We start from the raw sequence: 13,900 nt of genomic DNA on the forward strand, positions 1-13,900 counted from the left end.
TGAATCGGCTGTCCACTGTCACCAGTCCGCGGCTCTCACTCAGTGGCAGCTACAATTCCGGTCGCAAAATGAGACTTATGCACTTCGAAAGACGATCCCTTACGGTCCGAAACAGGTCGCTAGAGCGTTTCCGATTTAAACGGAGTCGCAAACGCACTATCTCTTTGTCTTTACGCATTTCCTGACAGAAGACCGCTTCGCACTGTTCCTCGAAAAGCTCTAGGTCATCATCATCACAAGCACCATGCCCCAGATCGTCAGCAGGGTGTTGCCGACGGCATAGGTAACGGTATAGCCGAGCCCGGGGATCTGGCTCTTGGCGCGATCGTTGATCATGCCGAGGGAGGCAGTCGTCGTGCGCGCGCCGGAGCAGCACCCCAAGAGAATGGCGGGGTGGAACCGGAACACATATTTCCCGACATACATTGCCAGTACCAACGGCACGGTCGTTGCGAAAATGCCCCAAAGGAACAGGCTGAAACCAAGCTGCTGCAGGCCTGCAACAAAGCCTGGCCCTGACGATATGCCGACCACGGCGATGAAGACATTGAGGCCGACTGAATTCATGAACCAGACCGTCGATGTCGGTATGCGTCCGAACTTCGGCCGCACGGAGCGCAGCCAACCGAAGAAGAGCCCGGAGATCAACGCCCCCCCTGATGTGGACAGCGTAAATGGCACATCGCCGACCTTATAGACGAGTGCGCCGATCAAAGCGCCGATTGTAATCGCAGCGCCGATGAACGCGACGTCGGCAACGTCGCTCGGACGGTCGGCCACCCCGAGTGCCTTGGCGGCCGCGGCAGTATCTTGCGTCCGTCCGACGATCGTCAGAATGTCCCCGCGATGGATCTGGGTGTTCGGAAGGATCGGAATTTCCGTCGCCGTGGCACCACGCGCGATCCGGCGCAGGAACACGCCACGCGATGACGGCCATTGCGCCAATTCGGCCAGCGTCTTCCCGTTCGCTTCTTTGGTCGTGACAAGGACATCGACACCTTCCACAGGAACGGCCAGCAACTCGCGATCGTCGACTTCTTCTGCAGCATGACCGATCAGGCTCACCAGCACTTCGCGTCGGCCTGCCACGGCAACGACATCGCCCGCCTGGATGACCGTGTCCGCCGTTGCATCCTCGATCTTCGATCCTCGGCGGATACGCTCGATGAAAACCCGCTGCTCGGGGATCAAGGATTCGGCTTCACGTGCCGTCTTGCCGACGACCGGCCCTCCCTCCCGAACGCGATAGGCGCGCAACTCGTAGTGATGCCAAGCGGTTCCCGCCCCGCCAACTTCCTTCTTGCCGCCCTGTTCCGCCTCGTAGCGCTTGCATTCCGCCTCCAGATCGATACCCAGAAGCGCGGGGCCGATCAGGGCCAGCACAATAGCCGACCCCACCGTGCCGAAAATATAGGTGACGGCATAGGCGACCGGCATCGCGTCCAGCAGCCGCTTGGCTTCTTCCGGTGCCAGACCAAGACGATTGATTGCGTCCGTTCCCAAACCCATCGACGCGGAGATTGTCTGCGAACCGGCATAGAGCCCCAGCGCGGAACCGACATCATAACCGGCTATCTTGGCGGCAATAAAGGGCGCCCCGAGGCAAAAGACGCACACAACCACGGCGAACAATGCCTGCGGGATGCCATCCTTGGCAATGCCGCGCACGAATTGCGGCCCGACACCGTAGCCGATCGCGAACAGGAACATCAGAAAGAACGTAGCCTTGAGCGGTGGCGATATGGTGATCCCGATCTGCCCGATGATGACGGCAGCAACGAGCGTGGCGGTCACTGCACCAAGGCCCAGGCCCTTGTAGGTGAACGAACCGAAGTAGTATCCAAGCGCCAAAGAGAGAAATATTGCAATTTCGGGATAAGTGCGAAGCGTATTTACAAACCAGTCAATCATAGAGCTTCCCCTGTTACTCGGAAATCGGGAACCAAATCTGACTAAATCCTCATCGCTATTTCTGCGAGAATACACCCTTACACACTCGTTTCAAGGCGTTATTCAGAATAAAAATAGTATGATATCCGAAACTTTCAAATACGGCGCCAAACCAAGGAACACACAGTGTTTTGGTTCTTTTCTGGCCCTTGAACTGATTGATGCGTCATTACTTCCCGAGTTTGGTCGGAAGGCGCATCCACGCCTTGGAACTATGCTCCAGGAGGAGCGGCCGAAAACAAACACAGCGAAGCGCGAAAGCCGGATCCCGGTGCGCCGACACGTCAGGTCGTTGCCGCACCGGGCTGTGACGGCGCGACCGTGAGGCTGTCCTGGTGGTGGCGGATACCAGAGCGGGTATTGAAGAACATGCGGTCAGGGCCAAGCTGGTCGGCAAACCCCGATGCCCTGATATAGGCGAGCACATCCGGGTTGAGGCCTGCGAGCCAGAGTTCGATGCCCCCGCGCGCAAGGCTTCGCTCGCCATCAATGATCATCTGGAGTGCCGAGTATTCGATGTCGAAAACGCGACTAAGGTCCAGCATCAGAACGCGCGGCTTTTGTTCATTGGCCAGCGTACGAATACGGTCGCCGACCTGCTGGGCGTTCACGAAGAAGAGCCTCCCCTCCGGGCGCACGATCAGCATTCCCTCGAAGGTTTCGTCGTCTGGATGCTCGGCCGAAAGCGGCCGCAAGACGTCTGCGCCGCGTTTGCGGCCTACGACATGGACGCGCGGGTTTGCCGCCTGGCCCGAGAGACCGACGAGCGACAGAGTGATAGCGACCAGAATGCCCTGGAGCGTGCCGAACAAGAGCACGCCGAGGAAGGCGGCGAGTGCCCAGCGAAACTCCATCCGGCGAACCTTGCGTATCGAGACGAACTCGGTGGGTTTGATGAGACCGACGGAGTAGACGATGACGATGGCCGCGAGCACGGCCTGCGGCAAGAGGCCGAGCAACGGTGCAAGAACGAGCATCGTCGCCGCTGCCGCCGCTGCCGTGACCAGCGAGGCCTTTTGTGTGCGCCCACCGACGGCGCGCACCACCGCCGTCTGCGATGTGCCGCCGCCTGCCGGCATCGCGCCGAACAGCCCGCCGGCCAGATTGGCAGCGCCCGTCGCCATCAGTTCGCGGTTTGGCTGGATCGGAGGCTCACCCGCGACCGAGAAGGCTCGCCCGGCAGCAATCGTCTCGGTGAAGCTCATCAATGCGATGCCGCACGCCCCAGGGATGAGCTGCAGGACCAGGTCGATATTCGGCAGTACCAATGAAGGCAGAGCCTGCGGAATGTGCCCGACTGTGGCGACGCCTGCCGGTCCAAGGCCCGCCAACCACGAGATCGCTATCCCGGCCGCGACTATAGCGAGCGGAGCCGGAGAATGCGGCCAACGGCCTTCCATGACCAGCAGGAGCACCAGCGCCGTGGCACCGACTGCGAATGTAACGAGCGACGTCTCGGGCAAATGGTGGACGAGGCTCAGAATATCCCGGAAGAACCCCTCCTTGGTAAAATGCAGCCCGAACAGTTTTGGCACCTGGTCCAACACGATGACGAGGCCGATCCCGGCCTTGAAACCCGTGAGCACCGGCGACGAAATGAAATTTGCCACGAAACCCAAACGAAGCGCCGAAGCCGCGATCAAAAGCAGTCCCGTGAGCGCCGTCAGCGTTGCGGTCGCTGTGAGCAATCGTTCAGGGTTCCCATCCGGTACGACGAGCGCAAGCTGGCTCGCGGTCAGGATCGCGAGCGTGGTCGTCGAACTGACGCTGAGCACGCGCGAGGTGCCGAGCAGGGCATAGACGATCATCGGTACAAAGGCGGTGTAGAGCCCGACGCTGACAGGAAGGCCGGCAACGGTCGCATAGGCCATGGCCTTCGGCAGCACCACGGCAGCCGCCGTCAGGCCCGCGATCATGTCCGGGCGCAGGGTACCGGCCGATGAATGGGCGGATTGGTCGGCATGCGGTAACGGGACCATTATCTTGCCCTCTTATGGCTATGTGCCAGGTCAAAACGACCATCACTTGCCACGACAGCGCAGAATCATCCGCTCGCCACCCCGGAGATCCCCACGCGCAACAATCTGAACACGATCACGATCGCTCGCCAAGCCCTCTTAGATTTGACGAGGATAAATTTCGGGTTTCGCATTGTGAGCACCGGCGTGCAGGAGGCGGCAGCCAGTTTTGCTCGCCACAAACAATGCATGCTTCAGACGAGAACGTGCGCCTAAATGCAGAACCGTCGGTGCATCGAGGCAAGGCTCGACCAGGCCGGTAACGCGGGTATCCGCTGGCAAACATGAAGGGTATCCCGCGCTCCGTCAGGCGGTATGCCACGGGGGATGATTGTTTGCCGGCCAGGTTGATGTCCAGGATGGCGAAATCGAAGTCTTCATTGTCCGCGGCAGCCAAGGCGACTTCTACCGCATCGCCGGCCCAATGATCTGATGGCCAAGATCGCTGACCGTATCTTCAATGAGCGTGGCAACGAGTATTTCGTCCTCAACAATAAGTATCCGCGCGATTTAGACACCGCCCGCCGCCGGCTTGTAGGCGAACCGACAGATTGCACCGCGCCGCATTGATCTGGCGCTTACTAGTTGACGATCCTGCCAATGTTGTCGGCCATGTACGCTCCACGCGCTCCCATCGGCAGTGGAGCGCCAGTCGTAGTGTCTCGAGATGTCTGGTGCTCGAGTTCGGCATTGAGTTCGGCCCCGACGATCAGAATGCATACCGATAACCAGATCCACATCATAAACCCAACGAGACCGCCTAAAGCGCCGTAGGTTGCATTGTAGTCGGCGAACTTGTCGAGGTACCAGGAAAAGCACAGGGTCATGACTACCCAGGCCAAGGTGGAGAAGAGCGCGCCCCAGGTCAGCCACCTAAGCCTGGCGGGCTGCCGGCTGGGCCCGAAGCGGTATACGGCGGTCATCGCCAGCAACGATACGAGCATGAGGATGGGCCAGCGAACAAGCAACGCCAGCGTTTCCTTCCATGGCTCGAGCCAGACAAGTTGCAGGATCGCAGGCAGTAGCGCCATTACGCCTATCAGGAAGACTGCGGCGAGTATTGCGCAGAACGTAAACGCAAGCGCTATCAGGTTCAATTTGACGAAGCGACGCTTCTCGTTTTCCTCATAGGCCACATTCATTGCGTCAAACACAGCCAAAGTGCCGTTGTGCGTGCTCCAGACAGCGATCATGAGCCCAACGAGGAACGCTATCCCGAGGGTGGTGTCTCGCCGCTCGACAAGGGCATGGAGTTGCTCCGAGAAAACTTCGAACGTTCCGGGTGGAAGCATGCCTGCCAGGTCGCGGAGATGGTCGGAAATAACGGCCGGATCTGCCATCAACCCATAGAGCGATACGAGAGCAGCAAGCGCTGGAAACAAGGCGAGCAGCAAGTAGAAGGTCACTCCGGCCGCAACGAAAGCCACCCGATCTTCAGCAACCTCATGCACGACTCGCCAAAACACATCGCGCAAACCTCGCGCTGGCAATTGTTCCGGCACCGATGCATAGCGTCCGTGCTCATCCTCCACAATCGAATGCTGGTCATTGGACATCGATACTCCTCGCGCGCGTATCGCTGTCTGCCGGGATAAAAGGAAACTGACGGCGACCATCGCTACCGCAACTACGGCTATTGCCGCCGCAGGATCCGTTGTGATGCGTTTCGGTAACATCAGACGCTCCGATGATTTCAAGGCGTCAACGTTTGACCCTCCATTTGGATGCATTGGGCTTGGCAAATACTACCGGCTTTGGCTCCCTTCATTTTCGAGGCCCAGCAATGGCAATCTGGATCCCGGTGAGTCATTGATGATCGAACCAGCCCCCGCCTGTGGAGGAACCGGAGCCACAACCATGACGAAGAGATCAGGTAGCTGCCTCTGCGGGCAGGTCAAATACGAGTTGAAAGGCGAACCCATCCGAGTTGGTATCTGTCACTGCGCCAATTGCCGTCGGGAGAGCGGATCGGCATTCACATTCTACGCCATTTGGGCCAGAGACGATTTCGCCGCTAGCGGGGAGACGACGCTTGCCCATAACGGACAGCGTTTCTGCACACGCTGCAGCTCCCACATGTTTGCCTATGACGAAGATGAAGCCGAGGTCCAGCTTGGCACCTTGAACGATGCACCGACCAAACTGGTTCCGACCTATGAATTGTGGGTGAAGAGACGTGAGCCCTGGCTTGCCCCAGTGCCGGGCGCCGAGCAACATTGGGAAGACCGCCACACAAGACGAACAGGCGATGACAGCGCTTGACGCGGACGCGTCGAATGGGAGGCAGATTTGACCGGAAATTGGTCAGTGGATGAGCAATTCGAGATCATTCGGGCACTCGGCGTGCCAGGTGCGTTCGATGCAGAGAGGGAAGCAAGAGAGCGGATTGCTTTTTTGGCCGGCTATTTGCGACAGGCAAATGCCCGGGCCTATGTATTGGGTATAAGCGGTGGGGTCGATTCCCTGACTGCCGGCTTGCTTGCACAGGCCGCCGTCCGGGCGTTGCGCGAGGACGGCTATCTCGCGCAGTTCATCGCCGTTCGGCTGCCCTATGGGACACAGGCTGACGAAGCGGCCGCTCGCGAATGTCTGGCGGTGATCAACCCCGATCTTGGCCTGGAAGCAAATGTCAAAACGGCTGCCGACGCTTTGTTCACTGAGGTTCGAAAATCCGCTGGCGATCTTTTTGGCACGGCGCGCGACGACTTCCACCTCGGCAATGTGAAGGCGCGTCAGCGGATGATCTACCAGTACGCGATCGCCGGTGCCGCAAACGGGCTGGTGATTGGAACGGACCATGCCGCCGAGGCCCTGATGGGCTTCTTCACCAAGCACGGAGACGGCGCCGCAGATGTCGTCCCTCTCAGTGGGCTGAACAAGAGACGGGTACGCGCCATCGCCACTTACATGGGCGCACCGTCCGATCTCGTCTCCAAGGTCCCCACAGCCGATCTGGAGACAGACGCCCCGCTGAAGCCCGATGAAGAGGTCTATGGAATTGGCTATGACGCGATCGATGACTTCCTCGAAGGAAAGACCATAAGCAAGTCGGCCGCCGAGCGAATTCTTGCTGCGTATCGGGGGAGCGGACATAAACGTGCGCTGCCGATCGGCCCTGCTTTCGTCGCGGATCCCGCAGCGGCGCCTTGATCAGAGTTCATGGTGGCGCTTCGCCCAGGGCGAATGACAGAGATGCTGCAGCGGCCGGTCCCAGAGGAAGTGACGACGCTACTGGCGGTTTGCTGCCTATAGAACCACAGCGCGAAATGCGCATCTAAGATGCGTCCCTCAACTGTCGCCTTGCGATCGTTGTCAATAAAGGCGGTCCGCGTCGTCACGCCCAACGGGAGATGGGATCGCTATGATCCCGGTCTCCAACCGGGACGCACACGCGTGCCGCCATGGCGCTCGCCGCCGCGATGCCCGGGACGACATCGACCGCAATGCCCCTTTCTTCCAACCGGGCGATCTCCTCGCGGCTACGGCCGACAATCGCCGGGTCACCGGATTGCAGCCGGACAACCCGTTTGCCGGCGCGTGCCCAGGATACCATCATGTCGTTGAGGTCTTCGTGGCTGCAGTTCGCGCGCCCACCACGTTTGCCCACCAGCAGACGCTTGGCTTCGCGACGGGCAAGCTCCAGCACCTCATCGGAAACGAGACCGTCGAAAAGGATGACATCGGCCGCTTGCAGGGCACGCACCGCCTTCAGCGTCAGGTGCTCCGCGTCGCCCGGCCCGGCGCCGACGAGCGTGACGCGGCCGGTGTCGGTCCGGTTCGCCGCGAGGCGATCCATCTCCGCCACCAGCCGCATCTCGACACCCTCCTCCGGTGTCTCCTGAAAGGCACGATCGACAAAACGCTCCCAAAAGGCGCGGCGTGCCGCGCCGGGCTTGAGGCGCGCATTGACCTTGTCGCGGATCGCCTGTGCCAGCGACGCCCAATCCTTCAGGACCGGCGGCAGCAAGGTCTCGATGCGCCGGCGGATCGCTTGGGCAAGAATGGGCGCGGCGCCGTCAGTCGATATGGCGACAATGACCGGCGAGCGATTGACGATGGAGCCGAACTGAAACTGGCAATAGACCGGTTTGTCGATAATGTTGACCGGCACGCCAGCCGCATTGGCCGCCTCGAAGAAGGACCGCGCGTCCTCATCGCCCTCGCAGTCGGCAATCGCAAGCGCCGCACCAGCGAACGCTTCCTTTGTCCAGGCCTCGCGGTGATGGGTGAACCTGCCGCCTGGGTGAGAGGAACCGGCCTCGAAAAGGCGGGCGCAGGCCTCTCCGATTTCCTCAGGCGGTGCATAGACATGCACCTCGGCACCGCAGGCCGCCAACAGTTCCGCCTTCCAGGCGCAGGCGTCGGAGCCGCCGGCCACAACGACACGGCGGCCTTCGAGCGCAAAGAACACGGGCAGCTTCGCTAAAGGCATCATGCGCGGCGGGTCCACGCGCAGGCGCCTTTCATTCCGCGGCAGCAGCAAGGCATCCATCGACGATCCCCCTGATCTCGGCGCGGCACGAGCCGCAATTGGTTCCGGCATTCAGCGTCTGGCCGATAGCTTCGACCGAGCGGCAGCCGCCACGGACGGCAGCAACGATCTGGTTGATCCCGACATTGAAACAGGAGCAGACGGTTGCTCCCGGATCGGGCTTATCCGCACCCGGTCGGCCGGCCACGAGCGCAAAGCGAAGTCGCAGATCGGCATGCGAGGCGCCGAGCTGCTCGACCACCCAACTGCGGGCAACGGCGACGGGTTCTGGCGCGAGATAAAGCGCCAGCAACAGCTTGGCGCCATCGAAGAAGGCGAGCCGGCGATGGCCGGACGGCCCGTCGGCATAGCCGATCGGCTCGATATCCACCGGGATATCGAAGATGCGTCGGCACCACGCGACCCAATCATCAGGCTCGGTCTGCGATGCCAGTTCGAGCCGCCACCCGGCCCTTGCCTTGGCCAGCGCCCAATAGGCGCAATCAAGCCCTTCCGGCCTTGCGGCACTGACTGCAAATCCATAGGTGGAGGCTGCGAAACGGCGGGCGGAAACGGCAACGTTCTTGGAGGCGGGCTGGCCCGAAACAGGATCGGTGATCGGCGGCACCAAGGCATCGATGCGCGCCTTAGCCGCGAACTGGTCGTTCCAATGCATGGGCACGAAGAGATTGCCGCGCGCCTGGCGGTCGGTGATCAGTGCTCGGACGACCGCCGCACCAAAGGGGCTTTCCAGCACCACGAGATCAGCCGGCGAAAGATCAAGCTCCATCGCATCGCGGGGGTGGATCTCGACGAAGGGTTCGCCGATATGAGCGGAGAGCCGCGCGCTCTTTCCCGTCCGGGTCATCGTGTGCCAGTGGTCGCGAACGCGGCCGGTATTGAGGGTGAAGGGGAAGGCATCGCTCACGCGCTTGGCAATCTGGCTTGTGGTCGCGATGAAGCGCGCGCGACCATCCGGATGGTAGAATCCGCCATCGGCGAAGAAGCGCGTCACAGTACTTGCCTTACCGCGCGGCTGCGGCCATTGGAACGGCATGAGTGCATCATAGCCGGCACCATCGATTTCGGCATAAGCGCCGACATCGAAATCGCGCCGGCCATCGTTCTCGAAACCGGAAAGACCGGCATGTTCGGCAAAGATTTCGGATGCCGATGCGTAGGCAAAGGCGCCGGCAAAACCCATGAGGCTGCCGACTTCGGCAAGTTGCCACCAGTCCGCCCGGGCTTCACCAGGAGCCGTCAGGAAACTGCGCTGGCGGGAGATGCGGCGCTCGGAGTTCGTAACGGTGCCATCCTTCTCGCCCCAACCAAGCGAAGGTAACAGCACATGCGCATGACGGGTCGTATCTGTTTGCCTGATGACATCGGAGACCACGACGAAGGGACAGGCCCTGAGCGCCGCCTCGATCGCATCGGCATCCGGCATCGACACGACCGGATTGGTCGCCATGATCCAGATCGCCTTGATGCGCCCGTCGGCGACAGCGCGAAACATGTCGACGGCCTTGAGGCCCGGTCTTGCGGCGATGGCCGGCGCGCCCCAGAAACGTCTGACCTGATCGCGGTCTCCCGCCTTCTCGATGTCCATATGGGCGGCCAGCATATTGGCAAGACCGCCGACCTCGCGGCCGCCCATGGCGTTGGGTTGGCCCGTCAGGGAGAACGGTCCCATGCCGGGTCGGCCGATGCGGCCGGTCGCCAGGTGACAGTTGATGATGGCATTGACCTTGTCGGTGCCGGAGACCGATTGGTTGACCCCCTGGCTGTAGCAGGTGACAACCTTTTCGCTGCTCTCGAAAAGTTGGAAGAAGGCGGCTAGTTCCTGTTCGGCGAGCCCAGTTAGTCGCGCCAGTGTGGCTTGATCGAAGGCGCTTGCTGCGGCGAAGGCCTCGGCGAATCCGCTGGTGTGCGGCGAAATGTAGCCCTGATCAAAAGCCGGGCTGGAGGCCAGGTGCGCAAATAGACCATTGAAGAGCGCGACGTCGCCATCCGGCCGGATCGCCAGATGCATGTCGGCGATATCGGCCGTCATGGTGCGGCGCGGGTCGATGACGACGACCTGCATTTGCGGCCGTGCAGCCTTGGCAGCAACGAGGCGCTGGTAGAGTACCGGATGGCACCAGGCGAGGTTGGAGCCCGTCAGCACCACGAGATCGGCAAGCTCCAGATCCTCGTAGCAACCTGGAACGGTGTCCGATCCGAAGGCGCGGCGATGACCCGCCACCGATGAAGACATGCAAAGGCGCGAGTTGGTGTCGATATTCCCCGAACCGATGAACCCCTTCATCAGTTTGTTGGCGACATAGTAGTCCTCGGTCAGCAACTGACCGGAGACATAGAAGGCGACAGAATCTGGCCCGTGCTCGGCAATCGCCTGCGAAAAGCGATCGGCGACGAGGTCGAGCGCCTCATCCCACTCCGCGGCCTGTCCACCGATCTCGGGATAGAGCAGCCGCCCGTCGAGATCGAGCGTCTCGCCAAGCGCTGCCCCCTTGGAGCAAAGCCGGCCGAAGTTGGCCGGATGATCCGGGTCGCCTTTCACACCGATGCCGCCGTCATCGCCAACCGTCGCGACCACGCCGCAGCCGACACCGCAATAGGGACACGTGGTTTTGACTTCGGTTGCCATGACTACTCCGCCGCGATCATCAGGCTTTCGAGTGCGATAAAAAGCGCACCGCCATCGTTGCGCACTGGGATGGTGCGCACGCCCCCCTCGTCTGCACCCAGCGCCTTGCCGGTTTCGAGCGAGATCACCCAGTTGTGCAGCGGGCAAGTGACGGCCGTCCCGTGGACGATGCCCTGCGACAGCGGCCCGCCCTTGTGCGGGCAATGGTCTTCGATCGCAAAGACCTCGTTTTCGGCGGTGCGGAAGACGGCGATCTTGCCCTCGGGCGTGCGCACGCAGCGTGCGCCGCGAAGCGGGATGTCGGAGATGTCACCGATTGAGATCCAGTTCATGTCCATCCCCTCACTCCGCTGCTTCTGAAAATCCGACCGTCGCCATCGGCCGGAACTCGTGCTTGTCCTTGCCGGAGACACGCTCCGACCATGGGTCGACCTGGGCGAATTTCTGGCTGAAGACGAAGCGGTCGAAGAGCGCCTTGCGCCGTTCGGCATCGTCCATGATCTGCCGGCGGATTTCTTCAAGACCGATGCGCTTGGCCCACTTGTAGATGCGCTCGAGATAACGGGCCTGCTCGCGATACATCTGCGTCAGCGCCACGATATGTTCGAGGGCGTCGTCCGCGGTCCTCACCAGACCAAGAACCTCGGTGCCCTTGATGTCGAGCCCGGCTGCACCGGCGAAGTGGATCTCGAAGCCGCTGTCGACGCAGATGACACCGATATCCTTGCAGGTGGCTTCTGCGCAGTTTCTCGGACAGCCGGAGACGGCCAATTTCAGCTTGGCCGGCGTCCAGGACCCCCACATGAATTTCTCGATGCGGATGCCGAGGCCGGTGGAATCCTGGGTGCCGAAGCGGCACCAGTCGGAACCAACGCAGGTCTTCACCGTGCGCAGGCCCTTGGCATAAGCCTGGCCCGACACGAAGCCGGCTTTGCCGAGATCGGCCCAGACGGCCGGCAGGTCTTCCTTCTCGATGCCGAGCAGGTCGATACGCTGACCGCCGGTGACCTTGACCATCGGGATCTCGAACTTGTCGACGACGTCGGCAATCGCGCGCAATTCCCCAGAGTTTGTGACGCCGCCCCACATGCGCGGAACGACGGAGTAGGTGCCGTCCTTCTGGATATTGGCGTGCACACGCTCGTTGATGAAGCGCGACTGGTAGTCGTCGGCATATTCGTCCGGCCAGTCGCAGACGAGGTAGTAGTTGAGCGCCGGGCGGCATTTGGCGCAGCCGCAGGATGTCTTCCACTCCAGTTCCTGCATCACGGCGGGAATGGTCTTCAGGCCCTTGGCCTTGATCAGGCGGCGGACATCGTCGTGGCCAAGCTCGGTGCAGGTGCACATCGGCTGGACGGCGGCGGGATTGTAGGTTTCGCCAAGCGTCAGCGACATCACCTGCTCAACGAGCCCGGTGCACGAACCGCAGGAAGCGGACGCCTTCGTATGCGCCCTGACATCGTCGAGCGACGTCAGTCCCTTGCCCTGGATCGTCGCCACGATCTTGCCCTTGCACACGCCGTTGCAGCCGCAGATTTCTGCATCATCCGGCAAGGCTGCAACGGCCGCCATAGGGTCCAGCGGGGACCCTCCCTGATAGGCCTGGCCGAAAATGAGCGTTTCGCGCATTTCCGAGATATCGGTGGCTTTCTTCTTCAGATCGTTGAACCAGGCGCCATCGGCGGTTTCGCCATAAAGCACTGTGCCGATGATGCGGTTGTCCTTCAGCACCAGCCGCTTGTAGACGCCGCCGGCTGCATCGCGCAGCACGATCTCCTCGCGATCGTCGCCTTCGGCAAAGTCTCCGAGGGAGAACAGGTTGATGCCGGTGACTTTGAGCTTCGTCGGCGTGTCGGAATGCACGAAGGCGGGCGAGCGATCGCCCGCCAGATGCGATGCGGCGATGCGCGCCATTTCGTAGAGTGGTGCGACGAGGCCGTAGACCATGCCGCACACCTCGGCGCATTCGCCAAGCGCCAGGATATCGCCATCGGAGGTCTGCATGCCGTCGTCGACGACGATGCCGCGATTGACCGCTAGGCCGGCTTCCTTGGCGATGCCCGCGTTCGGCCGGATGCCGACAGCCATGACGACGAGTGTCGCGGGAATGATCGTGCCGTTGTCGAGCTCGATGCCCTCGACCTTGCCATCGCCGATGATTGCCTTGGTATTGGCCCTGCAGATGACCTTGATGCCGCGCTCCTCGACGGCTTTCTGCAAGAGATAACCAGCCGCCGGATCGAGTTGGCGCTCCATCAGAGTTGGCATCACGTGCAGTACGGTCACATCCATACCTCGCGAGGCAAGTCCGGCGGCCGCTTCAAGCCCGAGCAGGCCACCGCCAATGACGACAGCCTTTTCGCGCGACTGCGCGGCAAGCAACATTGCCTGCACGTCATCGAGGTCGCGGTAGGTAATAACACCGGGCAGATCTTTGCCGGGAACCGGGATGATGAAGGGCACTGAGCCTGTTGCGATGACAAGCTTGTCGTAGCTTTCGGTCACACCGTGATCAGAGGTCACAGTCTTCTTCGCGCGGTCGATCGCCACGACCTTGTGGCCTTTGTAGAGCGTGATCCCGTGCTTGATGTACCAACCATCGCCGTGGATGATGATCTGCTCGTAGTCTTTTTCGCCGGAAAGGACCGGCGAAAGCATGATGCGGTCGTAGTTGACGCGCGGTTCGGCGTTGAAGATCGTGACCTGATATTGCCCCGGCGCCTGTTCGAACAGGTGCTCCAGCATGCGTCCGGGCGCCATGCCATTGCCGATGATGACGAGTTTTTCGGGCGTTTGGTGAGCCATGGGAAA

Annotated in this window: 9 protein-coding genes and 1 pseudogene; 3 read left to right on the forward strand and 7 right to left on the reverse strand. The window is 61.3% G+C overall.

Features of this window, described 5'->3' with window-relative positions; genetic code table 11:
- Positions 1 to 219 precede the first annotated feature (219 nt).
- Positions 220 to 1,911, reverse strand: coding sequence for an aspartate-alanine antiporter (gene aspT, locus J3R84_RS34650; RefSeq protein WP_025430165.1), 1,692 nt, complete (start codon positions 1,909 to 1,911; stop codon positions 220 to 222).
- Positions 1,912 to 2,234: 323 nt separating this feature from the next.
- The gene (locus tag J3R84_RS34655; RefSeq protein WP_025430166.1) at positions 2,235 to 3,929 is read right to left on the reverse strand and encodes a SulP family inorganic anion transporter; all 1,695 of its coding nucleotides are present in this window, start codon (positions 3,927 to 3,929) and stop codon (positions 2,235 to 2,237) included.
- Positions 3,930 to 4,400: 471 nt separating this feature from the next.
- Here J3R84_RS34655 and J3R84_RS34660 point away from each other — a divergent pair, with 471 nt between their 5' ends.
- Positions 4,401 to 4,538 carry a hypothetical protein gene (locus J3R84_RS34660; RefSeq protein ID WP_156408444.1) on the forward strand — a complete coding sequence of 46 codons (138 nt, stop codon included), beginning with the start codon at positions 4,401 to 4,403 and terminating at the stop codon, positions 4,536 to 4,538.
- An 11-nt stretch (positions 4,539 to 4,549) separates the two neighbouring features.
- Here J3R84_RS34660 and J3R84_RS34665 read toward each other — a convergent pair whose 3' ends face one another.
- On the reverse strand, positions 4,550 to 5,644 hold the full coding sequence (locus tag J3R84_RS34665; RefSeq protein ID WP_025430167.1) for a YihY/virulence factor BrkB family protein: 1,095 nt from the start codon (positions 5,642 to 5,644) through the stop codon (positions 4,550 to 4,552).
- A gap of 181 nt (positions 5,645 to 5,825) precedes the next feature.
- Between J3R84_RS34665 and J3R84_RS34670 the strand changes: the two genes are divergently transcribed.
- Both J3R84_RS34670 and nadE read left to right on the forward strand, forming a co-directional pair.
- Complete coding sequence (locus J3R84_RS34670; RefSeq protein WP_203527567.1) at positions 5,826 to 6,230, forward strand: GFA family protein; 405 nt, start codon at positions 5,826 to 5,828, stop codon at positions 6,228 to 6,230.
- A gap of 45 nt (positions 6,231 to 6,275) precedes the next feature.
- Positions 6,276 to 7,118 (forward strand): NAD(+) synthase, encoded by an 843-nt coding sequence (gene nadE / locus J3R84_RS34675; protein ID WP_239637611.1) that lies wholly within the window; start codon positions 6,276 to 6,278, stop codon positions 7,116 to 7,118.
- Between the two features lie 199 nt (positions 7,119 to 7,317).
- On the opposite strand, the pseudogene cysG reads toward nadE, so the two are convergent.
- The 4 genes and pseudogenes from cysG to nirB form a co-directional block, all read right to left on the reverse strand.
- Positions 7,318 to 8,460: pseudogene (gene cysG / locus J3R84_RS34680) on the reverse strand (siroheme synthase CysG); the annotation flags it as partial.
- Positions 8,432 to 11,089, reverse strand: a complete 2,658-nt coding sequence (locus J3R84_RS34685) for a nitrate reductase (protein WP_057220026.1) — start codon at positions 11,087 to 11,089, stop codon at positions 8,432 to 8,434. The pseudogene cysG and the gene J3R84_RS34685, both read right to left, overlap by 29 nt.
- Before the next feature lie 2 nt (positions 11,090 to 11,091).
- Entirely contained in the window at positions 11,092 to 11,427 is a 336-nt protein-coding gene (nirD, locus tag J3R84_RS34690) for a nitrite reductase small subunit NirD (protein ID WP_025430172.1), read from the reverse strand.
- Between the two features lie 4 nt (positions 11,428 to 11,431).
- Positions 11,432 to 13,894, reverse strand: coding sequence for a nitrite reductase large subunit NirB (gene nirB / locus J3R84_RS34695; RefSeq protein ID WP_203527566.1), 2,463 nt, complete (start codon positions 13,892 to 13,894; stop codon positions 11,432 to 11,434).
- Between the last annotated feature and the right edge of the window lie 6 nt (positions 13,895 to 13,900).

It is taken from the genome of Ensifer canadensis, assembly GCF_017488845.2.
Taxonomy (GTDB): domain Bacteria; phylum Pseudomonadota; class Alphaproteobacteria; order Rhizobiales; family Rhizobiaceae; genus Ensifer; species Ensifer canadensis.

Coding starts and splice junctions, on each gene's coding strand:
- J3R84_RS34670 (WP_203527567.1), top strand. CDS start 5,826: ATGACGAAGAGATCAGGTAGCTGCCTCTGCGGGCAGGTCAAATACGAG.
- J3R84_RS34685 (WP_057220026.1), bottom strand. CDS start 11,089: ATGGCAACCGAAGTCAAAACCACGTGTCCCTATTGCGGTGTCGGCTGC.
- J3R84_RS34660 (WP_156408444.1), top strand. CDS start 4,401: ATGGCCAAGATCGCTGACCGTATCTTCAATGAGCGTGGCAACGAGTAT.
- J3R84_RS34655 (WP_025430166.1), bottom strand. CDS start 3,929: ATGGTCCCGTTACCGCATGCCGACCAATCCGCCCATTCATCGGCCGGT.
- aspT (WP_025430165.1), bottom strand. CDS start 1,911: ATGATTGACTGGTTTGTAAATACGCTTCGCACTTATCCCGAAATTGCA.
- J3R84_RS34665 (WP_025430167.1), bottom strand. CDS start 5,644: ATGTTACCGAAACGCATCACAACGGATCCTGCGGCGGCAATAGCCGTA.
- nirB (WP_203527566.1), bottom strand. CDS start 13,894: ATGGCTCACCAAACGCCCGAAAAACTCGTCATCATCGGCAATGGCATG.
- nirD (WP_025430172.1), bottom strand. CDS start 11,427: ATGGACATGAACTGGATCTCAATCGGTGACATCTCCGACATCCCGCTT.